23 protein-coding genes and 1 tRNA gene are annotated in these 23,895 nt (G+C 32.8%); 13 read left to right on the top strand and 11 right to left on the bottom strand.

Going from position 1 to position 23,895, the window contains the following annotated elements; all coding sequences use genetic code 11:
- Window positions 1-439 precede the first annotated feature (439 nt).
- Together egtD and egtB are read left to right on the top strand one after the other, a co-directional pair.
- Window positions 440-1,435 (top strand): L-histidine N(alpha)-methyltransferase, encoded by a 996-nt coding sequence (gene egtD / locus AP058_RS05305; protein WP_082706583.1) that lies wholly within the window; start codon window positions 440-442, stop codon window positions 1,433-1,435.
- A gap of 12 nt (window positions 1,436-1,447) precedes the next feature.
- On the top strand, window positions 1,448-2,632 hold the full coding sequence (gene egtB / locus AP058_RS05300; protein ID WP_066307542.1) for an ergothioneine biosynthesis protein EgtB: 1,185 nt from the start codon (window positions 1,448-1,450) through the stop codon (window positions 2,630-2,632).
- A gap of 145 nt (window positions 2,633-2,777) precedes the next feature.
- Here the strand turns inward: egtB and AP058_RS05295 are convergent, their stop codons facing one another.
- Entirely contained in the window at window positions 2,778-3,155 is a 378-nt protein-coding gene (locus tag AP058_RS05295; RefSeq protein WP_066307539.1) for a hypothetical protein, read from the bottom strand.
- A gap of 878 nt (window positions 3,156-4,033) precedes the next feature.
- On the opposite strand from AP058_RS05295, the gene AP058_RS05290 reads away from it, so the two are divergent.
- A complete protein-coding gene (locus AP058_RS05290; protein WP_066307538.1) occupies window positions 4,034-4,639 on the top strand; it encodes a PAS domain-containing protein in 606 nt (201 codons plus the stop codon).
- Window positions 4,640-4,689: 50 nt separating this feature from the next.
- Window positions 4,690-5,931: an MFS transporter gene (locus tag AP058_RS05285; protein WP_066307537.1), complete on the top strand. Its 1,242-nt coding sequence runs from the start codon at window positions 4,690-4,692 to the stop codon at window positions 5,929-5,931.
- A 619-nt stretch (window positions 5,932-6,550) separates the two neighbouring features.
- On the opposite strand, the gene AP058_RS05280 is transcribed toward AP058_RS05285, so the two are convergent.
- Window positions 6,551-6,624: transfer RNA gene (locus tag AP058_RS05280), tRNA-Met, on the bottom strand.
- A 153-nt stretch (window positions 6,625-6,777) separates the two neighbouring features.
- On the opposite strand from AP058_RS05280, the gene AP058_RS05275 reads away from it, so the two are divergent.
- Window positions 6,778-7,170, top strand: a complete 393-nt coding sequence (locus tag AP058_RS05275; protein ID WP_066307536.1) for an START-like domain-containing protein — start codon at window positions 6,778-6,780, stop codon at window positions 7,168-7,170.
- Window positions 7,171-7,223: 53 nt separating this feature from the next.
- Entirely contained in the window at window positions 7,224-8,057 is an 834-nt protein-coding gene (locus tag AP058_RS05270; protein WP_066307534.1) for an aminotransferase class IV, read from the top strand.
- Between the two features lie 4 nt (window positions 8,058-8,061).
- On the opposite strand, the gene AP058_RS05265 is transcribed toward AP058_RS05270, so the two are convergent.
- The 5 genes from AP058_RS05265 to AP058_RS05245 form a co-directional block, all read right to left on the bottom strand.
- Window positions 8,062-8,622: a YqgE/AlgH family protein gene (locus tag AP058_RS05265; protein ID WP_066307722.1), complete on the bottom strand. Its 561-nt coding sequence runs from the start codon at window positions 8,620-8,622 to the stop codon at window positions 8,062-8,064.
- A gap of 124 nt (window positions 8,623-8,746) precedes the next feature.
- The gene (locus tag AP058_RS05260; protein ID WP_066307532.1) at window positions 8,747-9,019 is read right to left on the bottom strand and encodes an HU family DNA-binding protein; all 273 of its coding nucleotides are present in this window, start codon (window positions 9,017-9,019) and stop codon (window positions 8,747-8,749) included.
- Window positions 9,020-9,198: 179 nt separating this feature from the next.
- Complete coding sequence (gene fmt / locus AP058_RS05255) at window positions 9,199-10,146, bottom strand: methionyl-tRNA formyltransferase (RefSeq protein WP_066307530.1); 948 nt, start codon at window positions 10,144-10,146, stop codon at window positions 9,199-9,201.
- The gene (locus AP058_RS05250) at window positions 10,146-12,041 is read right to left on the bottom strand and encodes an ATP-dependent DNA helicase RecQ (RefSeq protein WP_066307528.1); all 1,896 of its coding nucleotides are present in this window, start codon (window positions 12,039-12,041) and stop codon (window positions 10,146-10,148) included. Before AP058_RS05250 ends, fmt begins: the two co-directional genes overlap by 1 nt.
- Before the next feature lie 65 nt (window positions 12,042-12,106).
- The gene (locus tag AP058_RS05245) at window positions 12,107-12,640 is read right to left on the bottom strand and encodes an AAA family ATPase (protein ID WP_066307525.1); all 534 of its coding nucleotides are present in this window, start codon (window positions 12,638-12,640) and stop codon (window positions 12,107-12,109) included.
- A gap of 292 nt (window positions 12,641-12,932) precedes the next feature.
- Here AP058_RS05245 and AP058_RS05240 point away from each other — a divergent pair, with 292 nt between their 5' ends.
- Genes AP058_RS05240 through AP058_RS05225 form a run of 4 tightly spaced genes read left to right on the top strand, consistent with a single transcriptional unit; the run spans window position 12,933 to window position 16,209 of the window.
- Window positions 12,933-13,229, top strand: coding sequence for a DUF493 family protein (locus tag AP058_RS05240; protein WP_066307522.1), 297 nt, complete (start codon window positions 12,933-12,935; stop codon window positions 13,227-13,229).
- Between the two features lie 2 nt (window positions 13,230-13,231).
- On the top strand, window positions 13,232-13,957 hold the full coding sequence (locus AP058_RS05235; RefSeq protein WP_066307521.1) for a DUF4290 domain-containing protein: 726 nt from the start codon (window positions 13,232-13,234) through the stop codon (window positions 13,955-13,957).
- Window positions 13,958-14,013: 56 nt separating this feature from the next.
- Entirely contained in the window at window positions 14,014-15,324 is a 1,311-nt protein-coding gene (gene murA, locus AP058_RS05230; protein WP_066307519.1) for a UDP-N-acetylglucosamine 1-carboxyvinyltransferase, read from the top strand.
- Between the two features lie 9 nt (window positions 15,325-15,333).
- Window positions 15,334-16,209, top strand: coding sequence for a cation diffusion facilitator family transporter (locus tag AP058_RS05225; protein WP_066307518.1), 876 nt, complete (start codon window positions 15,334-15,336; stop codon window positions 16,207-16,209).
- Window positions 16,210-16,240: 31 nt separating this feature from the next.
- On the opposite strand, the gene aroQ is transcribed toward AP058_RS05225, so the two are convergent.
- The 3 genes from aroQ to AP058_RS05210 all read right to left on the bottom strand — a co-directional run bounded on the left by aroQ (window position 16,241) and on the right by AP058_RS05210 (window position 18,237).
- Complete coding sequence (gene aroQ, locus AP058_RS05220) at window positions 16,241-16,654, bottom strand: type II 3-dehydroquinate dehydratase (RefSeq protein WP_066307517.1); 414 nt, start codon at window positions 16,652-16,654, stop codon at window positions 16,241-16,243.
- Between the two features lie 77 nt (window positions 16,655-16,731).
- The gene (locus AP058_RS05215) at window positions 16,732-17,292 is read right to left on the bottom strand and encodes a porin family protein (protein ID WP_066307515.1); all 561 of its coding nucleotides are present in this window, start codon (window positions 17,290-17,292) and stop codon (window positions 16,732-16,734) included.
- 282 nt (window positions 17,293-17,574) lie between these two features.
- Window positions 17,575-18,237, bottom strand: coding sequence for an outer membrane beta-barrel protein (locus tag AP058_RS05210; RefSeq protein ID WP_066307513.1), 663 nt, complete (start codon window positions 18,235-18,237; stop codon window positions 17,575-17,577).
- A gap of 591 nt (window positions 18,238-18,828) precedes the next feature.
- Between AP058_RS05210 and AP058_RS05205 the strand changes: the two genes are divergently transcribed.
- From AP058_RS05205 to AP058_RS05195, 3 genes are all read left to right on the top strand, one after another.
- On the top strand, window positions 18,829-19,443 hold the full coding sequence (locus tag AP058_RS05205; protein WP_066307510.1) for an outer membrane beta-barrel protein: 615 nt from the start codon (window positions 18,829-18,831) through the stop codon (window positions 19,441-19,443).
- Between the two features lie 278 nt (window positions 19,444-19,721).
- Complete coding sequence (gene xerD / locus AP058_RS05200) at window positions 19,722-20,621, top strand: site-specific tyrosine recombinase XerD (protein WP_066307509.1); 900 nt, start codon at window positions 19,722-19,724, stop codon at window positions 20,619-20,621.
- 81 nt (window positions 20,622-20,702) lie between these two features.
- Window positions 20,703-22,241 carry a PAS domain-containing protein gene (locus AP058_RS05195; protein WP_066307507.1) on the top strand — a complete coding sequence of 513 codons (1,539 nt, stop codon included), beginning with the start codon at window positions 20,703-20,705 and terminating at the stop codon, window positions 22,239-22,241.
- A gap of 67 nt (window positions 22,242-22,308) precedes the next feature.
- Here the strand turns inward: AP058_RS05195 and rny are convergent, their stop codons facing one another.
- On the bottom strand, window positions 22,309-23,871 hold the full coding sequence (rny, locus tag AP058_RS05190; RefSeq protein ID WP_066307505.1) for a ribonuclease Y: 1,563 nt from the start codon (window positions 23,869-23,871) through the stop codon (window positions 22,309-22,311).
- Window positions 23,872-23,895: the final 24 nt, after the last annotated feature.

Raw genomic sequence — 23,895 nt, 5'->3', positions numbered from 1 at the left:
GTCGGTTCTGGAGTTTCATTTTAATTTTTAGGTTCTATCTTATTAAAAGTGAAATCCAAATCGAAATTATTCTCGTATATCTTGGACCAGGTCTTGATGTGCAGTTTATCGTTGACTAGCCTACCCAAGCGTTTTTTTGATGGGTAAAAGTGTTTGGTGATAAAAAATTTTATAAAGTTAAGCGGTAATTATATAAATTTTAAGTCGTTAAGTGCTTTAATTTTGAGTAAATTTTAAATTTCACTTCTGTTCTTAATTTGTTAGCAATAGATTATCAAGGCTTTATGATTTCAAATTAGTCCTATTACAGCAAGCGAGTACATGCTTAAATAGATCGATACTTGACTTAATTTATTTTGATTTTTTTTAAAAGAGGAAACAAAATAAGCAGTGAAATTAAAAATTTGAATTAGGTCTTAATTTTAGTAAAACAAATCAAATGACGATACAACCAAACTCAGTCACGCCATTAAAAGCAGAACAAATGCAAGAATGCAACCACCAATTTCTATACGATGTAGCTTACGGGCTTAGTAGTAGCCCAAAACGCTTACAGTCTAAATATTTTTACGATAAAAAAGGTGACCGTCTTTTTCAGCAAATTATGGCATTGCCAGAATATTACCTGACGCGTTGCGAGACAGAGATCTTCGAACATAAAACCGCTCAGATTGCAGAGGCAATAAAAGTAGATAACAGCGCTTTCGACCTAGTCGAGTTGGGAGCAGGTGATGCGACTAAATCACTTTTTCTCTTGAAATATTTATCGGAACAAAAAGAAAAATTTTCTTATATGCCCATTGATATCTCAGGAAATATTTTAGAAATTTTAAACGACAAACTGCATGCTAATTTACCCGAATTAGAAGTTGTTTGTTTAGAAGGAGAATATTTTGAGATGCTAAATAAAGTGGCCAAACTATCGTCTCGTAGAAAAGTAGTGCTTTTTTTAGGAAGCAATATTGGTAACATGGAATTTAATGAGGCAGAGGTCTTTTGTGCAGAACTGCGTAAAAAATTAAATAAAGGAGATGTCGTTTTGGTTGGTTTCGATTTAAAAAAACATCCACAAACTATTCTAGATGCCTATAATGATGCCAGTAAGACTACCGCATTATTCAATCTTAATTTATTAGAACGCATAAATAATGAACTGGATGCAAACTTCAATTTGCAGCAATTTGAGCATTATCAAAATTACGATCCTTTAACTGGAGCTTGTAAAAGTTATTTAATTAGTCTAGCAGATCAAAAAGTGAGTCTTGCAGACACAGAGATAAAATTTGATAAGAACGAGACGATTTACATGGAAATTTCCCAAAAGTTTTCTGTTTCAGATATCGAAAATTTAGCTATCAATTCAGGATTTATGCCAATTGATACGATTATGGACGATAAAAAATGGTTTGCAGATGCCTTTTGGTTAGCGACTTAAAATAAAAGTACAATGAAAGAAATCATACACATAAATCCAGATGCAAAAGTTTTTTTAGAGCGCTTTAGAAAAATTAGACAGCAGTCAGAAAATATTTGTCGACCTTTAGAAATAGAGGATTATGTCGTGCAGCCTGTTGCAGATGTAAGTCCGCCGAAATGGCATTTGGGTCATACGACATGGTTTTTTGAAACCTTTATATTAATTCCTTTTGTTAGGGATTATGAGGTATTTGATGCTCAGTATAATTTTGTTTTCAACAGTTATTACGAAACTGTCGGTGCTAGAGTGCTGCGAACCGATAGGGGTAATTTAAGTCGCCCTTCGGTGGCCGATGTGTATCAGTATCGAGCATATGTTAATGCGAAAATGGAGGAATTTTTAGAAAGCGATTCTTTGACTGTTGAAATTAACGCAATTCTAGAGCTAGGACTCAATCATGAGCAACAGCATCAAGAGTTATTGTATTATGATATTAAATATATTTTAGGACACAATCCCTTATTTCCTTCATATTCAGAAAGAGTTATTTTTGAAAAAAGACCAATTAAAAAAAATGAGTTTATTCCAATTTCGGAAGGTCTTTATGAAATAGGATTTAGTGGCACTGGTTTTTGTTTTGACAATGAATTAGGAAGACACAAACAGTATTTGGAATCTTTTGAGATTGCCAGTAATGTAGTCAGTAATTCTGAATATTTGCAATTTATTGAAGCGGGTGGTTATACTAATTTTAAGTATTGGCACTCCGACGGTTGGGCGTGGGTAAAAGAAAAAAATGCAAAAGCACCACTGTATTGGCATTATATTGATGCTAACTGGATGCATTATACGCTTAACGGGCTTCAAGCAATAGAGTTGGATGCGTCACTTTGCCATGTAAACTTTTATGAGGCCGCTGCTTTTGCGTCATGGAAGGGAATGCGCTTGCCAAAGGAATATGAATGGGAAGCAGCGTCTCATTTATTTGCATGGGGAGAACGTTGGGAATGGACGGAAAGTGCGTATTTGCCTTATTCTAGATTTGCAAAACAATCGGGTGCCATTGGCGAATACAACGGAAAATTTATGGTGAATCAAATGGTGCTTCGAGGAGCATCGGAAGCTACTTCTGCTGGACACAGTCGCCCTTCATACCGTAATTTTTTTCATCCAAAATTGCAATGGCAATTCAGCGGGATACGTTTAGTGAAGTAGAGCTTTCAAATATATAAAACAAAAAAACCTTCATTTTTATAAAATTTGAAGGTTTTTCTTTTATTGAATTTAAAATACTTATCCTATCTTTTTTAAAGATGATGAATATCTAGAAGTTCTGTCGGTTGAAATCAAAAAATATTTTCTACTTAAACATATTCGAAATTTCTGCCATGTGCTTATTGAGAAGTGCTTTTGTAAAAGCCAAATTTGCTTTGGAGGAATCAGCAACTAAGTAAATAATATAACTATTGTTGTTTGATATTTTTAAAAACTGAAACTGATTCGTCAGCGTTATCGTAATATCATCTATATTTTGATTCTGTTTTAGATAATCGTTCGAATTTAATTGAGCTCTTACTATTTCTAATGCAAATTTTGATGCATTTTCTATATCAAAGTTTGTATTGTTCTGTTTGGAATAAAAAATATTACCGCTTTTTACGTCAATAATACTTAATGCTACAAATCCATGCATTTCCTTAAATATATTCTCTCCAAATAATTTTAAAAAATCCGACATTTATAAAAATTTAAGTAGCAAATTTAATTTTTTTATAATTGAAAAGCTATAAGAACGTTTTTTATTCTTTTAGGTGGGATCTACTTTGTGATTTTGCAGAAAAAAATAATTTACACGGTCATATATCTATTACGCCAAAATTACTTACAACAAATATGCTTAATTAAAGTAATACTCGTCTTTTTGGATACAATAATTCTTATAATTCATTAAAATTCTTAGCTTTTTAGAGTCTAAGTCAAACTTGTTTATCGTTATTATTCTTTAACTTTTTTTTTAAAAGACTGTTTATTAAAGGGTTGAAGGAAGTGTTTCGTGCATATCTTAATTTTTTTTATGCAAAAAATAAGTTACATGTTTTTTTTGTACTTTTGCAGCCCCAAAAAAAGAGTAATTGTTTTAGAAAAAAGTATCAGAAATTTGCTTTGCAATAACTAATCTATCTGTTTTATTTTTAAAAATTGAGTTATTTCTGAGGTACAAATGTACTTTAATGAAATATCAGATTTTAAAGTTACACGGATACAAATTAAACTTAACCTATGAGAATTTTAAAATTATATTTTGCAGTACTTATGCTGCTTTTTTTTGCATCACTACTTTGTTTGCAAGAAAATATTTTTTCTGGAATCGAAATTAAGGAAATTAAAAGACCAGTAAGTGCTATTTACAGCACAAAAAAGGAAATATAAATGTAAAATCCTACTGCGTAGAAAACGAAAGCATACCCTAAATTATTTCTCTTACTAGTAGTACTATTTGTAAAGCTTTAATTCACCATTGTTGGGTATGTAGAACTAATTGCTAGTCAGTTGTTTTAAACAGAAATAATATCATTCGTCACAACTTAATTATCACCTAAATAAAATTTAAATATTATGGAAAAGAAACGTCCAACCCTAATTGATGAGCCGGTTAAATGGGATACAACCCAAACTATAGTAAGTAAGGCTGATTTATACGGAAGCTTAGAATATGTTAACGACACCTTTTCGTCAGTTTCAGGATATGATGAATCGGAGCTTATTGGCCAACCACACAATATTATTCGCCATCCTGATATGCCAAAAGTGATTTTCAAAGTCTTATGGGATAGTATTTCAAAAGGGAAAAAATTTCATGGAATCATTAAAAATTTAGCCAAATCAGGTAGATATTACTGGGTAATCACTGATTTTGATTATATAGTAGGAGAAGATGCTAAAATTTTGAAGTATGTGGCTCGTCGTAAAGCTATTTCGCCGGGTGTAATTGCAAAAGTGGATGTTTTATACAAGAAATTGTCTAAAATTGAAGAAGTAAGTGGAGTAGAAGGAAGTGAAAAGTATTTGATTGGTTATCTAGAAGATCATAACCTTGATTATGTAGAATTAATTACAAAATTAATGATGGACGATTTGAATCAAGACGTAAAGGTTGAGTCATCCACTCAAGAAATAGAAGAGGTTAAAAAGGGTTTCTTTGGTAGATTTTTTGGAAATTAATACTTCTTTTTAAATGATTTAAATAGTGCCTCAATTAAATATTTTTGAAAATGCTTAACCGTTATTTAGGGAATTTTAAGAATTTTCCAAGAGAAATATGGATTCTTGCCCTAATTACTCTAGTAAACAGAATTGGGGCTGTGGTGGTTCCTTTTTTATCGATTTATTTCAAAGAAGAATTAAACCTAAGTTATTCGCAGATTGGTTGGATTATGGTTTGTTTCGGTATTGGATCTTTAGTAGGAACCTTCATTAGTGGAAAATTATCTGATGTTTTTGGATCGTATAAAGTGATGGTGTTTAGCTTATTTGCCAGTGGTCTAGTTTTACTTTCGCTGCAATTTGCTAAAACTTTTGAGCTGTTATGTATTACGATTTTTCTGCTAACTGCAGTTGCTGATATGTATAGACCTGCGATGATGGTGAGTATTAATGATTATGTAAGCAGCGAATCCAGAGTAAGGGCGTTATCATTATTAAGAATGGCAACTAATGTTGGTCTTGTTGTAGGGCCTGTATTAGGAGGAATTCTAATTTTGAATGCAGAATACAATACCTTATTTATTGTAGATGGTCTAACTTCTATCATTTCGGTATGTTTTTTTGTAATTTTTGTTAAAGAGAAAAAACTACTGTATAAGCTAGAGATGAGCGCTATAGGACAGGATAAAATGGCGCCCTTAAAAGATTTTCCTTTTGTGATGAATTGGATTATTGCCCTGATAACAGGATATCTGTATTTTCAGGTTTTTTCTATTGTGCCTATTTATCACAAAGAGGCATATAACTTAACGGAGTTTGATAGTGGAATGTTTCTTGGTTTCAGTGGAGTTGTTTTTATTTTATTTGAACTAGCGGTGGTTAATTTTGTTCAAAAAAATAAAATAACAGACATGGTGGCTATAATGATAGGATTACTTTTAATAGGTTCTTCTTATCTCTTACTATTCTTAGTTCATGAGCCTTGGATATTCTGGGCATTTATGTTTTTAATGAGTCTTGGAAACATGTTGACTTTTGCCTTTGCAAGTGGTTTTGTGATGAATAGAAGCCATAAAAACTTAGAAGGAGTGTTTATGTCAACTTTTCAAATGAGCTACGGTTTTGCACACGTATTCAGTTCTAAGACAGGTCTGGCTATTATTCAAAATTACGATTACAATACCAATTGGATCTTTAATTATACGCTTGCATTTGGTACCGCTTTCTTAACTTATCTGATTTTTTTGGTGGTAAAAAAAGAACAAAAGAAGGTAAAAGAAGATATTGTTGTTTCGTTTTTCAAAAAATAATAAAATTTGATATTTTACTTATCTCGAACGATAACAAATGCTATAGTTTCTATTACAGTATTATTACAATTTATTAAAGCATTGAATCTAAAAATGTAACAATAAAAAAAGGTCTTAAACAAATTAAGACCTTTTTTTATTGTCTCGAATTTGTAATAGTAATTTTTGCAGATTTTAAAAATAATTGAAGCAAGCGATAGCTTTGACCGTTGTAGTTTATAAGTCCTAGAGGCTGATTTAAACTAATAATTCAATGATTCAGTAAGTAGGACTTACTATTATAATTAGTTGCTTAATGCGAATTAAGATATTGTAAAGTGTATGTGTCTATAAAGCTACTCTAAAATGATTCGGAAAGGTGAGCATTGGTCGGAGTATTAAATCGAAAGATTCCAGTTTAAGTTGAGATGAAATTAAAGTCTATGCTCTTTTGGAATTTTTATTCTTTAGAGATGATTGTTGCGCTAGTTATTTTTAAGTTTCTGGAGAAATGATACTAGTCAAAAAGTAAAGATGTACTTCTATAAGAACACTTGTAAATTTGATTAATTGCGACGGTAAGAATACCTCTTAAAAATAAAAAACCCTTAAACAGTTATTGTTTAAGGGTTTGTTTGTGTAGCGAAGACGGGAGTTGAACCCGTGACCTCAGGGTTATGAATCCTGCGCTCTAACCGACTGAGCTACCTCGCCAAGGTAAATAAGAAAGTAGCTCCTTATTGCGGGTGCAAATATAAAAATAATATCAATGCAAACAAGCATAAAACAAAGAAAAAAAAATATTTTTCAAAATACTTTTTTTACGTAGTAATATTCTATATATTTCCAAAAAATTTAATGTAGCACATGGATCAAAAAGTACGTTACGAAATAGAGTTCCCTATAAACTCGTCACCTCAGTTATTGTATCAATATATTTCAACACCATCTGGTCTATCGGAATGGTTCGCAGATAATGTTAATTCAAGAGGAGAGTTTTTTACTTTCATTTGGAATGATTCCGAAGAGAAAGCACGTCTTGCTTCAAAAAAGACGGGAGAGAAAGTAAAATTTAAATGGGTAGATGATAACAATAAAGATTCAGAATATTATTTTGAGTTACATATTTTAGTTGACGAAATCACCAAAGATGTTTCGTTGATGGTAGTAGATTTTGCTGAAGAAGATGAGCTGGACGAGGCAAGACAATTATGGGAAAACCAAATTTCAGACTTAAAACATCTTATCGGTTCTGTTTAGAAATGTCCTTATTATAACTTATATTTGCCCTGAACAAAATTCAGGGCTTTTTTATGATTAATTTTAATGGAACAGTAGTAGCAAAAGAAGATAACATTTTAACGAATAACCGCGCTTTTTTATACGGTGATGGTGTTTTTGAAACCGTTAAAATCATTAATAATAAGATCTTATTTTTAGAGGATCATTATTTTCGCTTAATGGCTTCGATGCGTGTGGTTCGAATGGAGATTCCGATGAACTTTACAATGGAATTTTTAGAAGAGCAAATTCTGAGTTTAGTTAATCAAAATGGAATTGCTAGTTCGGCAAGAGCTCGTATAACTGTTTTTAGAAACAACGGAGGCTTGTATTTACCTACTACAAACGAAATCTCATACTTGATCCACGCGTTTGGTCTAAATAACCAGAATTATATAGCTTTTACCGATACATACGAAGTTGATCTCTACAAAGACTTCTATGTAACCAAGCAGCTTTTATCGTCTATAAAATCTACCAATAAATTAATAAATGTTACAGCGAGTATTTTTGCAAATGAGAATGACTTAGATAATTGTTTGCTGCTTAATGACGCTAAAAATGTAATTGAAGCATTGCAAGGAAACTTGTTTATGGTTGTAGGAAACAAACTAATTACTCCGCCAATTTCTGAAGGATGTTTGAACGGAGTAATGCGCAAGCAAATTATAGAACTGGCAAAAAAAGAATCCACTTTAGAAGTTGTTGAAGAAGTAATATCTCCTTTTGAATTACAAAAAGCAGATGAATTATTTGTAACCAATGTAATTATGGGCGTTCGCCCGATAACAAAATATCGCAAAAAAGAATTTTCAACAACTGTCTCTCAAATTTTAGTAAAAAAACTGAATGACTTTATAGCGTAATTTCTTAGTTGAGATATGGGTTTTCTGGAGCATTAGACCAAATAACATAATCACCACCTAACTCTACCAATTGTTCTTTCCAGAAATGAGTAGCCGATTTGCCGATAATTTTATTCTTGTAGTTATTGTCAGTTATTATCCAAGAATTCTCTTGCATCTCGTGTTCCAATTGGTCTTCGTCCCAACCCGTATATCCTAAGAAAAAGCGAATGTTGTTTTTGTTAATTCGACCAGCATTAATAAGAACTTTGGTTGACTCAAAGTCGCCACCCCAATAAATTCCATTAGATATTTCAATGCTATTTGGTATTAAATCCGGAATATTGTGGATAAAATACAAGTTATCTTGTTCGACAGGACCGCCGTTATATATTTTAAAGGAAGCTTCAATCTCGGGGATCAAATCATTAATAGTATACTTCAATGGCTTGTTAATAATGAAGCCAATTGAGCCTTCTTTGTTGTGATCTGCCAATAAAATGACTGATCTATTGAATGATAAATCTCCAATTATAGAAGGTTCCGAGATAAGAAGGTGCCCCTTTTTTAATTTTTCTGAAATCATGCGGTTACAATTTTTATTAAATTTAACAAATTTATTTTTAATTACACAAAATAAATCGTCAAACCGCAAAAAAAAACCTTCCATATGGAAGGTTTTAATATATTTTGGCTTGTAAAACTAATTCTTAGTTTACTGCTCCTTCTAATTCTGCACCAGCTTTAAACTTTACAACGTTTTTTGCAGCGATTTGAATTGTTTTTCCAGTTTGAGGATTTCTACCATCTCTTGCAGCTCTAGCAGAAACTGACCATGATCCAAAACCTACCAAGGAAACTTTACCACCTTTTTTCAAAGTAGCTCCTACGTTTCCTAAAAATGACTCTAAAGCTAACTTAGCAGCAGCTTTTGTAATTCCTGCGTCAGCAGCGATAGCATCGATTAATTCAGACTTGTTCATAATTATTAGTTATTAATTGTTGGTTAAAAAAAATTGTTAATACACAAATTTAGTAGGAAATCCGTACCTCGCAAGTATTTTGTTTAATTTTAGATAAAATTGTTGATAACTTGCTTTTATTGTTCATAAAAGCAACAAAAAAAATCGTTAAACCGCTTAACCTCCCTGTTTTATTGACTTTAGTGCACTTTTGCCTGCTCTGAAAAACGAACTCCATTTAATAATTCAGCGGTTTTCATTCTTTTTTTACCCGGCAGCTGTAAATTATTTACAATTATAAACCCATCACTAATCGTTATTTTTAATTCTTTCTTTGTACTAATTACTTTTCCAATTTTATAATCATGGCTTTCCATGCTAAATTGTGCATCGTATATTTTTACTGACATTTCGTCGGCTTCATCTTTTAAAAAACACCACGCCGCAGGATACGGACTTAAACCTCTAATCAGGTTAATGATATTTGCTCCAGTGTCGTTCCAGTCTATCTTACAGTTTTCTTTATTGAGTTTATAAGCAGTTTTAATGTCAGCAGGTTCTTCTTGAATGGTCGTAACGACATTTTCATCTTCCAATTTTTGCAGTGTATCAATAACAGTTTGACACCCTAAGTTCATCAATCGATCGTGCAATTCGCCCGCGTTTTCGTTTGGTTCAATTTCGATCTCAGAACTTAAAATCATTGCGCCAGTATCAATTTTATCATCAATAAAAAAAGTAGTTACTCCCGTTTTAGTTTCACCATTAATTATTGCCCAATTAATAGGAGCTGCGCCGCGGTAATTAGGTAGTAGCGAAGCATGAAGATTAAATGTGCCTAGTTCTGGCATTTCCCAAACTACTTTTGGTAACATTCTAAATGCAACAACAACTTGTAAATTGGCATTTAAGCTCTTTAATTCTTCTAAAAAAGAATCGTCTTTTAAATTAGTAGGTTGTAATAAAGGCAAGTTTTGTGCTAGAGCATAATCTTTTACCGCCGAATATTTTAGTTTTTGTCCGCGCCCTGCAGGTTTGTCTGCAGCAGTAATTACACCGACAACTTCATAGTTGTTTTTTACAATGGTATCCAAAATGCCGACAGCAAATTCGGGAGTTCCCATAAATACAATTCTTAATTTTGTCATTATCTTTTTAGTGTATATTTATTATTCGGTAAGATCGCAATTTCATTATTCTCTAAAAGTTCTTGCAAAGCAAAAACAATTTCTTTATCGCTATGATTGGTTTGGGTAGCAAGTACTCTCGAATCTAAATTCTCTTTTTGTAATAACGCTACAATTGCTAATTTAATAGATCGATTGTCTTTTTGCCGTTGTTTTTGACCGATGCAATACGAGCAAATGCCACAATCCTTTTCTGCCGTTTCTCCAAAGTAGGCGAGTAGTAAGGTGCTTTTGCATGTTTTTTGGTCTTTTACGTACTCTAAAACACTTTGAAGCTGATTTTTTTTCAACAAATTTTGTTTTTCAAGATACTTAACCACTCTATTTATTGTGTGGTCATCTTCTCTAACTTCATTAAATAAAATAGAAGAATCGTTGTTTTTAGCTTTATAAGCGATAATTTCTTTTTCTTTTAATTTGTCTAAAACGACCAGAACTTCTGCTTCAGTAGAATTAGATTTTTTTGCTATTAAACTAACATTAAAGGGAGTTTTTACTTCATAAACACCGGGATATGTTCTTAAAATAGCTAAGATAATTTCCTCGTCATTTTGATTTAAACTAATGTATCGAATCACTTCTTTAGATTCAATTAAAAACTGCAGCGAGATTTTTTCCGAGTATTCTTGGGATAAAGTAATAATACCTTGTTTATCTAAAAATTGCAAGGCGTTATAGGTTTTTAAAGTTGGAAAATTATATTTGGTACAAAACTGATTCAAATTAAACGAAAATTGTTCGTTGATTCCTTCGCCGTAAGCAATTTGAAAGGAGTTGCATAATTTGACAAAAAGAGTATTTAAGAATTTTTTATCAGGTAGAACATCCAAAAATTGTGCTTTCGTTTGCAAAATGTCCGAAACACTAGTTAAGACCACGGCATACGCTTTTTCGCCATTTCTCCCAGAACGTCCTGCTTCTTGATAATAATTTTCGATGTTTTCGGGCAATTGTGTATGAATAACAGTTTTTACATTTGGCTTGTCAATCCCCATTCCAAATGCATTTGTCGCAACCATAACTTGTGCATCTTCATTCAGCCACAAATTCATCTGTTTTTCTTTTTCTTTAGAAGATAAACCTCCATGATAAAAAGTAGCAGTAAAACCTAAAGATTGTAATTGCTGCGAAAGTGTGATGCAGGATTTTCGATTGCGAACGTATAATATAGAAGGTTGCGGGTTTTTCTTTAAAATTTGTTCGGTGCGGTATAATTTATCTTCGACCTCAAAAACCATGTAAGCAATGTTTGCTCTAGCAAAAGATTGCTGAAAGATTGTAGCATTTTGCAGCCCTAATTCTATTTCAATATCTTTCTTTACCACAGGAGTTGCAGTTGCCGTTAAAGCAATAAAGGGAATCTTAGGAAAGTGTTTTTTTAGATCAATAATTTTTAAATACGCCGGTCTAAAATCGTGTCCCCATTGCGACACACAATGTGCTTCATCAATGGCTATATAATTTATAGGTAAGTTTTTTATGCGATCTAAAACCCAATCTTGTTGCAAACGTTCTGGCGAAACATAGAGAAATTTGTAATTTCCATATTGGCAATTGTCCAGTAAATCAATTAAATCTTCGGTATGAATCCCGCCTGTAATTGCAATAGCTTTAATGTTTCGCTTTTGCAAATTGGCAACTTGGTCTTTCATTAGCGCAACTAAAGGTGAAACCACAAGACAAATTCCTTCTTTCATTAAAGCAGGAACCTGAAAACATATCGATTTGCCACCACCAGTAGGTAAAATAGCCAAGGTATCGTGACCATTTGCAACCGATTCAATTATCTCGCGTTGTAAAGGTCTAAACGCATCGTGTTTCCAATATTTTTGAAGAATTGCTAACGCTTCTGGCATTCGTAATTAATTTAAAGTTAGGAAAATAGACCACGGTACCTTTACAAAATAATTAGAATTCGAACCTAAATCTTATCTAAGATATAAAGAATTCTGTTATCAACCGTGTCTTTTGGCACTTCAATCAATTCGTAACCATACTTTTGATAGGTCTGAATGAGGTGATTGTATATAATTGTAGCTTGTTCAAAGTTTTCGTATCGCTCGCTGTCGCTCAGATATATTTCTTCCCACGGCGGAAGCAAAAATATTTTCGAATATTTACATTGCTCGCAAGCTGCCGCAAAACGTTCGGGGTATAAGTCACCAATAAAATCCATATACGCCACAACATCGGGTATACCGCGATCAATAAATACCACTTCAGACGATTCTTGCAACGCGCTTTCAAACTGCTTTATCCTTCCTTTTAAAAGCATATCACTAAACAACAACGGGTTTTCAAGAAACAATTGATCGATTCCTTGCTTTTGCGCCTCCATCGTTACTTCGCGCGAAATTTCAGGATAACAACAGTAACCCTTGGTAACTAACCCTTCTATAATGGTTGACTTTCCCGTTCCCGGACCGCCAATAATAACTATAATTTCTTTTTGCACACTCTAAAAATAAAGGGCAAATTTACCTAAACTAATTCAGAATTAAAAAGGTTATTTGAGTTAGGAGCGAAAGATTTGGCTTTTTTTTAGGCATGGGTTCCTGCTGCCTTTCCAAATCTGCCGAAAAAAAACGGCAGGATTTTCCCTTGCATCAGGGCTATTGAATTGACATAGTTTCTTTTATGCCAAGAAAACACAAAAAAGCAGTACTGTTTTGATCTTTTAAATTTACCAAATGGGTTTTCTAGATTCTAAAATCAAAACCGTATATTTGCTGATATTTTATTAGATAATGGAGAACGAAAAAGATAAAAAAGTAACCGAATTTTACGAGCGATTAAAAACGGAATTGGACAATAGTAACACTTGGCCAGCCGAATATTTATTTAAATTTATTGTTCCGTCGGTTGCTGATAATGTAACAACAGTCGAAAAAGCATTTGACAATCTTGGTGCTGTAATTAAAACGACACAATCAAAAACCGGTAAATTTACTAGTGTTTCTGTAGACGTAACCATGAAAAGTGCCGATCAAATTATTAGCAAATACAAAGAAGTTTCAACCATCGAAGGAATAGTTTCACTATAATTATGAGCGAAAAATATAAAAAAGAAAATGCCAATGATGTCGTCTTTAATTTAGAATACAATTCTGAAAGGCAGCATTTAATTATTCCGGATTACGGACGCCATTTGCAAAAATTAATTGATCAAGCCACCACAATCGAAGATGATGAATTGCGCAATAAAGCTGCAAAATATATCATTCAGGTTATGGGAACTTTGAATCCGCACTTGCGTGATGTTCCCGATTTTCAGCATAAATTATGGGACCAATTGTTTATCATGTCCGATTTTAGATTAAATGTCGATTCACCCTATCCAATACCGTCCCGCGAAGTATTGCAATTGCGACCAGATGTTTTAGAGTATCCACAAAATTTTCCAAAATACCGTTACTACGGCAACAACATCAAATACATGATTGATGTGGCTAATAAGTGGGACGATGGTGACATGAAAAATGCTTTGATAATGGTCATTGCGAACCACATGAAAAAATCTTATTTAAGTTGGAACAAAGACACTGTAAAAGATGATGTCATATTTGAGCATTTGTACGAGTTGTCTGAAGGTACAATCAATTTGATACAAAGCACGGAAGAGCTGTTAAATACTACCGATTTGTTGCGTACTAATAAACGCATGTCGAACAAAATTAGCACAAGCACAAGCCAACCTAAAATACAGAATAACAAAAATAAAGTTGGCCCAAAAAAGCCTTTTCAAAAAAGTAATCAAAATAAAAGTAATTAAGAATTAGTTTTTTCACTTCTTAAACAAAATAAAAAGTCATAATAGTAAAAGAGTATATGGGAGTATTTAAAATCGAAGGAGGAGTTTCTTTAAAAGGTGAGATCACACCACAAGGTGCAAAAAATGAAGCTTTGCAAATTTTATGTGCGGTACTTTTGACGCCAGAAAAAGTACGAATTAACAATATTCCGGATATTATTGATATCAATAAATTAATTACACTTTTAGACCACTTAGGTGTAAAAATTGAAAGAAACAGTTCAAGCTCGGTGACTTTTCAGGCCGATCAGGTAAATGTTTCTTATTTAGAAACCGAGGAGTTTAAAAAAGAAGGTGGAGCACTACGTGGATCTATTATGATTGTGGGACCATTGTTAGCTCGTTTTGGAAGAGGATACATTCCGAAACCAGGTGGAGACAAAATTGGTCGTCGCAGATTAGATACCCATTTTGAAGGTTTTATTAATTTAGGAGCTAAATTTAGATACAACCGTGAAGATCATTTTTATGGAGTAGAAGCAGAAGATGGTTTAGTCGGGGCAGATATGTTACTTGATGAAGCATCGGTTACTGGAACAGCTAATATTGTTATGGCTGCGGTTTTAGCTAAAGGAACAACAACAGTTTACAATGCCGCTTGCGAACCGTATTTGCAGCAGTTGTGTAAAATGTTGAACTCGATGGGTGCTAAAATCTCTGGAGTTGGTTCTAATTTATTGACGATAGAAGGGGTAGAAAACTTAGGAGGTTGTGAGCATACCATACTTCCAGATATGATAGAGATTGGTTCTTGGATTGGTCTTGCAGCCATGACTAGAAGCGAAATCACAATTAAAAATGTAAGCTGGGACAACTTAGGATTAATTCCGAATACCTTTAGAAAATTAGGAATTACCCTTGAGCGAAGAGGAGATGATATTTACATTCCTGCTCACACCGATGGTTACGAAGTAAAAACAGATATTGATGGCTCTATACTAACCATTGCAGATGCGCCATGGCCAGGTTTTACACCTGATTTGTTGAGTATTGTTTTGGTCGTTGCCACACAAGCAAAAGGAGATGTGTTAATTCACCAAAAAATGTTTGAGAGCCGTTTGTTCTTTGTCGATAAATTAATTGATATGGGTGCAAAAATAATGTTATGTGATCCGCACCGTGCTGTCGTTATGGGACATAATTTCCAATCGCAATTAAAAGCAACAACAATGTCTTCACCAGACATTCGTGCAGGAATCTCATTATTAATTGCAGCTTTATCAGCAAAAGGAACAAGTACAATTCAAAACATTGAACAAATTGACCGTGGCTACGAACGCATCGACGAGCGTTTAAGAGCTATCGGAGCAAAAATTGAAAGAGCATAAATTCATGCAATGACAAATGAACAAAAAGCAATAAAAGCTACATATTTTAGTATTATAGGAAACACCTGCTTGGCCATCATAAAAGGCTTTGCAGGTTTTTTTGGCAATTCGTATGCCTTAATTGCTGATGCCATAGAATCTACTACAGATATTTTTGCGTCTTTTTTGGTTTTATTCGGAATCAAGTATTCAAATAAGCCGCCGGATGAAAATCATCCCTATGGTCACGGTAGAGCAGAACCTTTAATTACTTTTTTGGTAGTTGGCTTTTTGATTACTTCGGCAACGATTATTGCGTATGAAAGTATACTCAATATTCAGAAACCGCATGACCTGCCTAAATCCTGGACACTTTTTGTGTTAGGAGCTATAATTGTGTGGAAGGAATATTCGTTTCACAAAGTGATGAAACGAAGTAAAGAGACCAAAAGCTCTGCGTTAGCCGCAGATGCTTGGCATCATAGAAGTGACGCAATCACATCCGTTGCTGCTTTTATAGGTATTTCAATTGCGCTTTTAATGGGGCAAGGATATGAGTCAGCCGATGATTGGGCGGCACTTTTGGCAGCTTTTTTTATTTTGTACAATAGTTACCGAATATTTAGACCTGCTTTAGGAGAAATTATGGATGAGAATTTAAACGATGATTTAATCGTTGAAATTAGAAAAATAGCCAAAGAAGTTGAGGGTATTATCGATACCGAAAAATGCTTTATTCGTAAAGCCGGAATGAAATACCATGTTGATCTACACGCTATTGTCGAAGCTACAATTACGGTCAAAGAAGGACACGATCTAGCGCATCAATTGAAAGACAGATTAAGAGAGGAAATTCCTGAAATCGGTCATGTTCTCATTCACGTGGAGCCCAATACTTATATTTAAAGAGAATTGAACTTTGCAATCAGCGCGCTTCTTACAAAAAGGAACGAATCGCTAATTCGTAGCTTTTCAAGCCAAAGCCTAAAATAACTCCTTTTGCATTTCCTGAAATGTACGATTGATGTCTGAAACTTTCGCGCGAATAGGTATTTGAAATATGAACTTCAATAACAGGAGTAGTAACTGCTTTTATAGCATCTCCAATACCAATGGAAGTGTGTGTGTAAGCGCCTGCATTTAAGATAATTCCATCATAGTCAAAACCAAATTCCTGAATTTTACCAATCAATTCACCTTCAATATTGCTTTGATAATAACACAACTCTATGGTTGGAAATATAGTCTTTAGTTCTATTAAATAATCTTCAAAAGTAGTAGAGCCGTATACGTCAGGTTCTCTCTTTCCTAATAAGTTGAGGTTTGGTCCGTTGATGATGCAGATTTTCATAAAGTATAATTTGTGTAAAAATAAAAAAACCGTTCTACATTATAGAACGGTTTTTAAAATATTATGTGATATCACTTTTAAAACATAAATCCTGCTGATACTTGAAAAACAGAATTTTTAACATCAGCATTTTTCGAAGCTTCAGTTAATCCTAAGCCGTAACGTGCTTGAACAAAGAAGTTTTCTGTAATTTTGTATCCTAATCCACCTACTACTCCAAATTCGAAAGTTTCACCATTTTTGACATCAAAGTCATTTTTTTCACTTACTAAAAAAGACGCTTGTGGACCTAATTCTAAACTTAAATTTTCTGCAACAAAAAATTTAGCTAAAACAGGGATAGAGATGTATCCTAATTCATTTATAAAATCTTTACCAGCAGTTTTATAAGAAGCTCCTTCTGTTGAATATAAAAGCTCTGGCTGTATAGCAAAACTTTCCATAACTTTTATTTCCGCAACTAAACCTGCATGATAACTTGTAATTCCTTCTTTGTCGTAAGCTATACCATCAAAATTTGCATCACCAGTTTGATTCGCAAAGTTTGCTCCTGCTTTAACTCCAAATTTTACTAATTGTGCTTGTACTTGAGTGAATGACGCTACCATCATTATTGCTCCTAAAATGATTTTTTTCATTAATTGATTTTTTTAAAGTTTAAAATTATTGTGTAAAATAAGACAATATAAAACGAACTATTGTTATAAGTATTGTGCATTTTCTGTTAGAATTTCCATTTTAACTTTTTTTAACAATCGCTGTTTTTATATGTCATTACCTAGTTTATAGTGTATTTTTATAAGTGTCTAGTAGATAGAGTTTTGTTTGTTAAAAGTGCCTAAAATCAGAATTTGTTTGTTAGAATCAAAAAATCCCGTTTCAAGTATTGAAACGGGATTTTAGTATAAATCTATTTGTTATTAGAATTGAAAACCAATTCTAACTCCTCCAAAAACATTTGATGTAATATCAAAATCTTTTGATCCTGGAGTAGACGTAGAATTTGTAACAGTTCCTACTCTTGTAGAAGTTGTTGCATCTTTCGTTTTATCAGACATAAAACTTAATCCAGCTTCAACACCTAAATAAACTTTTTTAGCAATATAGTAATCTGCACCTGTAAATAGTCCAATTCCAAAACCTGACGTTTTTTGTTCAGCTTTAATGTAATTACCGTTTTGAGAAACGATGTCATTAGCTGTTTTTCCAAGGCCAACGATTAAATCTGCACCCGCATAAGTAGACAATCTGTTTGTACCAGCAAAATGCTTTTCAATACCTAACTTAATAGCGTTAGATGATACTTTGTTAGTCGTTGTAATTTCATTTGGTGATACACCTGCTACAGCTTCGGTCGTAGTACTATTTAATCCTAAACCAGCTCTTAATGCTAAATCTTCTTTAAGAAAATATCTAAATTTTAAAGCTCCGCCATTTAAATTAAAAGTGGCATTATTTAAACCACCTGCTAAACTTACTTCAGTTGTAACACTTCCAGTTGTTGGTTTGTAAGAAGAATCATCTTGTGCACTTACTGATTGAAACGCAAAAAAACCTACTGCAATTAAAAATACTTTTTTCATCGAATTAATTAAATTATAATTTTCTCTATTTTGCTTACTGCAAAATTTTGCGCAAAGGTAGGGAAAAATCCTAATTGATGTTATTTTCTTACACATTTTAAAAATTATTTTGAAAGTATTTACTTGTTTATATTTAAGTTACTGACAGACAGTTCTTACAGTTTATAATTCTTGTAAACTCTTGTTATTTTGATCATGATTTTTTACATAATCACATATTATTAAAGTTTTTATTGCAGCAATTTTTTTTTAAAGTGTCTTATAAAGCTTTTTTTGAGCTACTATTCCTAAATTAGTTCGTTTGATGTATTTTTTTAAGATTAGTCGCAATCTTTCATTTTTTTAGAATCAGTTTTATAGTTGGCCTTTTGATTAAATCGTATAATTCTGAATGTTAAACTATTACTGTGACTATTTTTTTTCCTTTTTGCTAAAAGCTGTTTTTATTGTGAAATAACGATATAAAAGTACCTGTAATTATTCACTGTAGCTATTTTGTAAAAGTCTGCTAAATTAGTTTGACCCTAGGTTTTAAAGGGAAGTATGATTATTTTTGCAACTTTAAACGCAATAATTAATTAAAAAAAAAAGATGAAAAAAATTTTATTAACAGCTGTAGCTGTTTTTGCATTTAGTTTTGCAAACGCACAAGATTCTAGTAAAAGTTTTGGTTTTTCAGAAGGTGATGTTCTAGTTGAAGGTAACTTCAGTTTCAACTCAACTAATGATAAAAACACAGATACTAAAACAAATTCACTTGGTTTCAATCCAAAAGTTGGTTATTTTTTAACTGATAAATTTGCATTAGGACTTGAATTAGAAGTGGCAAATGGTAGCACTGAGGTTGCAGGAATTGATACTAAAAAAAGTTCTAATTTTGGTGCTGGAGTTTTTGGTCGTTACTACTTTCTTGAATTAGGAGAGAGATTTAAAACGTATGCTGAAGTTGGAGTTGATTTTAACAACGGTAAAGATGGACTTGGTAACATGGAAACTAAATACAGCGGTGTTGGATTTGGTGCTGGTTTAGGACTTAACTATTTCGTTACAGAAAATTTCGCAATCAATTTCGGATTGTCTGATATTTTAGGATACTCATCTTACAAAGTTGAAGATGGAAAAGCGGTAAGTGGCTTTGGTGCTAACTTAAATGTTTTCAATAACTTTTTTGCTACTGCAAACTTTGGTTTGACTTTTAAATTGTAATTCTCACAATTTACTTATATGAAAACCTCTCCATTGGAGAGGTTTTTTTTTATATAAAATTCTTGCAAGTATTGATTTAGTTTAAAAACTTTAGCAAACAAGTACCTAACTATGACGATTAGGTTTTAATGTAGGTTATCAAAAAGACAAAATTCAATTGCATATTGGTATAGAGTTCTTTCTTTAGATAATTTTAAATTTGCAGTAAAAATCAAATTGTAATACAGTATCAATATCGAGAGCGTCCTTTTTAATCGAAAATGATTTACTTTGTAGTTATGAATTGGAGTACTTACATCAAAGATTATCAGTCGTATTTAAAGATAGAGCGTGGTTTATCTAAAAATACCGTCGAAAATTACACCTTAGATATTGAGAAGCTGTGCCTTTTTTTAGAAGAAAATAAAATAGAAGTAAGTCCGATAAAAATTAAGGAGGAAACACTTCAAAATTTTATTTATGAAATTTCTAAAAATGTCAATCCAAGTTCTCAATCTCGAATCATTTCGGGCTTAAAAAGTTTTTTTAGTTATTTAATTTTTGAAGATTATCGTGCAGACAATCCTTTAGAATTAATTGAGTCTCCAAAACTAGGACGCAAACTTCCAGATACTTTATCACTAGAAGAAATTGATTTTTTAATTGGTGCGATAGATTTAAGTACGCCGGAAGGTGAAAGAAATAAGGCAATATTAGAAACCTTATACAGTTGCGGTTTGCGAGTTTCGGAGTTGATCAATATAAAATTATCTGATTTATTTTTTGATGAAGGTTTTATAAAAGTTACCGGAAAAGGCAATAAGCAACGATTTGTACCGATAGGTCGCGGCACTCAGGTTATTATAGAGCGCTATGTGCAACATACTAGAGGATTTTTAGCAATAAAAAAAGGACAGGAAGATACGCTATTTTTAAATCGACGCGGAAATTTCTTAACCAGAGCAATGATTTTTACTATTATAAAAAACTTAGCTGTTAATTGCGGAATCTCAAAAAATATTTCTCCCCATACTTTACGCCATTCTTTTGCGACGCATTTACTTGAAAATGGTGCCGATTTACGCTCCATTCAATTGATGTTAGGACACGAATCTATCACAACGACAGAGATTTACGTTCACTTAGATCGAAAGTTCCTTACTGAAGTAGTTTCAAAGTTTCATCCGAGAAAAGGCTGATTGAAATCAGATTGTAATTAAAAATATATTACATTTATAATAGTAATTGCTAGTGGTCAATCTTTTAACTTTTTTGAATCCATGATTTTTGATTTATCAGAAAATACAAATGTCCAAAATGTCAACGATTTTTATAAGAAATTGTTTGAGAGGATACCCGACTTAATTTTCCAATTTTTAGTAACTCCCGATAATACGTATTCTTTTCCACTGATTAGTAAAGCAGTTGAAGATCTTTTTGAAATTCCAGTGGATGATTTTTCAAATAGTTCTAAATTTTTAATTTATGAAAAGGTTGTTCTAAGTGATCGAAAAATGTTTTTTAATACATTGATGAATGCAAAAAGAAACTTAGTTCCTTGGGAAATAGAATTTAGAGTTAAATTACCAATAAAAGGAAAGCGATGGTTGAAAGTAACTTCAAAACCAGAACGATCTGATGATGGAAGAGTTATTTTTTGCGGACGAATTTCAGATATTACTGATGCAAAAAAACAAGAACTAAGATTGCGAATCTCTGAGGAGCGATTTCAGTTTGCTTTGGACGCTTCGACAGTTGGAATTTGGGACTGGGATATGATTGAGAACCGTGTGTTTTATTCGTCTTTATCATTAAAAATTTTGGAGCAAAACTCTAGCGATGTTTTTGATAATCCAGAAATGTGGGATAAGATTGTTCATCCAGAAGATCTCGCGAAATATTATTCAGATATTCAAGAGCATTTTGAGAATAAAATTCCGTTCTACGAAAATTACCACCGAGTATTAACATCTAGTGGAAAGTACAAATGGATATTAGATCGTGGTAAGGTAATCGAAAGAGACGAAAGTGGGAAGCCATTGCGTGTTATAGGAACGCATACGGACATTTCTGTACAGAAAGAAAAAGAATTGGCATTGCTAAAAACAATGGAATTATATAGTGACCAAAATTCACGATTGATTAATTTTTCTCATATTGTAACGCACAACCTTAATACACAAGCGGGTAATTTTAAATTGATTTTGGATTTAATAGAAATGCAAGACGATTACAATTCTACTACCGAAATGATTTCTCATTTGAGAACAGTTTCTGATGATTTAAATGAAACTATTTCTCATTTAACAAAAGTAGTCGATATTCAAAATCATTTGAATATTGAAATTAAGGCATTAAATTTAAGCTTTTACTTAAGAAAAACTATTACAATATTGAAATCGTATATCAACGAAAACAGTGCAGTAGTGGTTAACAATATTCCCGAAGATGTTTTTGTAAATTTTAATCCTGCTTATTTAGAAAGCGTTCTGCTAAATTTTATGACCAATGCAATTAAATATTCAAAAGATGATGCGAATGCAATTGTCGAATTTGATTATGTGCCAACTTTTGAAGGATTTAGTTGTTTAAAGATAAAAGATAACGGCTTAGGTGTCGATATGAAGCGCTATGGCGACTTAATGTTTGGTATGTATAAAACCTTTCATCAAAACAAAGAATCTCGTGGAATTGGTCTTTATATTACCAAAAGCCAAATTGAATCGATGAAGGGAAAAGTTTCAGTTGAAAGCGAGGTAGGAGTGGGATCGATTTTTTCTATTTTCTTCAATGAAGAATTACCATCACAAGCAAACTAAATTTAAAATAGCAGCATAAAAAAAAGCTTCACAATTGTGAAGCTTTTTTTATCTCTACTAGCTTGTATTATTTTGCAATATTTACAGCTCTTGTTTCTCTAATTACAGTAACTTTTACTTGTCCTGGGTAAGTCATCTCCGTTTGAATTTTTTGTGAAATTTCAAAAGAAAGGGTAGAAGCATTATCATCAGAAACTTTTTCACTTTCTACAATAACTCTCAGTTCTCTACCAGCCTGAATGGCATAAGCACTTTTTACACCAGTAAATCCGTAAGCAACTTCTTCTAAATCCTTCAAACGTTGAATGTAAGAATCTAATACTTGTCTTCTTGCTCCAGGTCTTGCTCCAGAAATAGCGTCACATACTTGAACAATTGGAGACAGTAAGTATTTCATCTCAATCTCGTCGTGATGCGCTCCAATTGCGTTACATACTTCTTCCTTTTCACCATATTTCTCAGCCCATTGCATTCCTAAAAGCGCGTGAGGCAAATCACTTTCTGCATCTGGCACCTTTCCAATATCATGTAGTAAACCAGCTCTTTTCGCTAATTTTACATTCAATCCTAATTCAGCAGCCATGATTCCACAAAGTTTAGAAACTTCTCTCGAGTGCTGCAACAAGTTTTGACCGTAAGAAGAACGGTATTTCATACGACCAACTACTTTAATCAATTCTGGGTGTAAGCCATGAATCCCTAGATCGATAACCGTACGTTTTCCAACTTCAATAATTTCATCATCAATTTGTTTGGCTGTTTTAGCAACAACTTCTTCGATTCTAGCTGGGTGAATACGACCGTCGGTTACTAATTTGTGCAAGGCTAAACGAGCGATTTCTCTACGAACAGGATCAAAACAAGAAAGTATAATTGCTTCGGGCGTATCATCAACAATGATTTCAACTCCAGTTGCCGCCTCTAAAGCACGAATATTGCGTCCTTCTCTACCAATAATTCTTCCCTTTACATCATCCGATTCAATATTAAAAACAGAGACGCAATTCTCAACTGCTTCTTCTGTTCCAACTCTTTGAATAGTATTGATGATAATTTTTTTAGCTTCTTGTTGTGCAGTCAATTTAGCTTCTTCAATAGTGTCTTGAATGTGAGACATTGCTTCACTTTTTGCTTCGTTTTTCAAGCCTTCCACTAGTTGACTCTTCGCTTCATCTGCAGAAAGACCAGAAATAACTTCCAATTGTTGCAATTGGCTTTTGTGTAAACGATCAACTTCAATTTGTTTTTTATCTAATAGCTCAATTTTTGACTCATGTTCTACAGTTTTAGCTTCATAATCATCATTAATTTTTCGAGCTTTCGAGAGTTCACTAGAAATTTGAGATTCTTTATCACGAATTCTTTTCTCTACTTCGGCTACTTTTTTGTCACGAGTTAAAATAACTTGCTCGTGTTCTGATTTTAATTCTATAAATTTTTCTTTTGCTTGAAGTATTTTATCTTTTTTAATATTTTCAGCATCTAGATTTGCGTCTTTTATAATTGAAGCGGCTTCCTTCTTTGCATTTTTAATCAGGTTAGAAATATTGCTTTTTTCAATAATTTTTGCGATTCCAAATCCTGCTGCGATCCCAGCAATTAGTGAGATTATAATTGTACTTATGTCCATGTTTGTTTAGGTTTATATATAAAA

It is taken from the genome of Flavobacterium sp. TAB 87 (assembly GCF_001529295.1).
GTDB lineage: Bacteria > Bacteroidota > Bacteroidia > Flavobacteriales > Flavobacteriaceae > Flavobacterium.
The sequence above is the reverse complement of the archived record's forward strand: the minus strand, read 5'-3'. Positions and strand labels throughout refer to the sequence as shown.

Coding starts and splice junctions, on each gene's coding strand:
- egtD (WP_082706583.1), top strand. CDS start 440: ATGACGATACAACCAAACTCAGTCACGCCATTAAAAGCAGAACAAATG.
- egtB (WP_066307542.1), top strand. CDS start 1,448: ATGAAAGAAATCATACACATAAATCCAGATGCAAAAGTTTTTTTAGAG.
- AP058_RS05295 (WP_066307539.1), bottom strand. CDS start 3,155: ATGTCGGATTTTTTAAAATTATTTGGAGAGAATATATTTAAGGAAATG.
- AP058_RS05290 (WP_066307538.1), top strand. CDS start 4,034: ATGGAAAAGAAACGTCCAACCCTAATTGATGAGCCGGTTAAATGGGAT.
- AP058_RS05285 (WP_066307537.1), top strand. CDS start 4,690: ATGCTTAACCGTTATTTAGGGAATTTTAAGAATTTTCCAAGAGAAATA.
- AP058_RS05275 (WP_066307536.1), top strand. CDS start 6,778: ATGGATCAAAAAGTACGTTACGAAATAGAGTTCCCTATAAACTCGTCA.
- AP058_RS05270 (WP_066307534.1), top strand. CDS start 7,224: ATGATTAATTTTAATGGAACAGTAGTAGCAAAAGAAGATAACATTTTA.
- AP058_RS05265 (WP_066307722.1), bottom strand. CDS start 8,622: ATGATTTCAGAAAAATTAAAAAAGGGGCACCTTCTTATCTCGGAACCT.
- AP058_RS05260 (WP_066307532.1), bottom strand. CDS start 9,019: ATGAACAAGTCTGAATTAATCGATGCTATCGCTGCTGACGCAGGAATT.
- fmt (WP_066307530.1), bottom strand. CDS start 10,146: ATGACAAAATTAAGAATTGTATTTATGGGAACTCCCGAATTTGCTGTC.
- AP058_RS05250 (WP_066307528.1), bottom strand. CDS start 12,041: ATGCCAGAAGCGTTAGCAATTCTTCAAAAATATTGGAAACACGATGCG.
- AP058_RS05240 (WP_066307522.1), top strand. CDS start 12,933: ATGGAGAACGAAAAAGATAAAAAAGTAACCGAATTTTACGAGCGATTA.
- AP058_RS05235 (WP_066307521.1), top strand. CDS start 13,232: ATGAGCGAAAAATATAAAAAAGAAAATGCCAATGATGTCGTCTTTAAT.
- murA (WP_066307519.1), top strand. CDS start 14,014: ATGGGAGTATTTAAAATCGAAGGAGGAGTTTCTTTAAAAGGTGAGATC.
- AP058_RS05225 (WP_066307518.1), top strand. CDS start 15,334: ATGACAAATGAACAAAAAGCAATAAAAGCTACATATTTTAGTATTATA.
- aroQ (WP_066307517.1), bottom strand. CDS start 16,654: ATGAAAATCTGCATCATCAACGGACCAAACCTCAACTTATTAGGAAAG.
- AP058_RS05215 (WP_066307515.1), bottom strand. CDS start 17,292: ATGAAAAAAATCATTTTAGGAGCAATAATGATGGTAGCGTCATTCACT.
- AP058_RS05210 (WP_066307513.1), bottom strand. CDS start 18,237: ATGAAAAAAGTATTTTTAATTGCAGTAGGTTTTTTTGCGTTTCAATCA.
- AP058_RS05205 (WP_066307510.1), top strand. CDS start 18,829: ATGAAAAAAATTTTATTAACAGCTGTAGCTGTTTTTGCATTTAGTTTT.
- xerD (WP_066307509.1), top strand. CDS start 19,722: ATGAATTGGAGTACTTACATCAAAGATTATCAGTCGTATTTAAAGATA.
- AP058_RS05195 (WP_066307507.1), top strand. CDS start 20,703: ATGATTTTTGATTTATCAGAAAATACAAATGTCCAAAATGTCAACGAT.
- rny (WP_066307505.1), bottom strand. CDS start 23,871: ATGGACATAAGTACAATTATAATCTCACTAATTGCTGGGATCGCAGCA.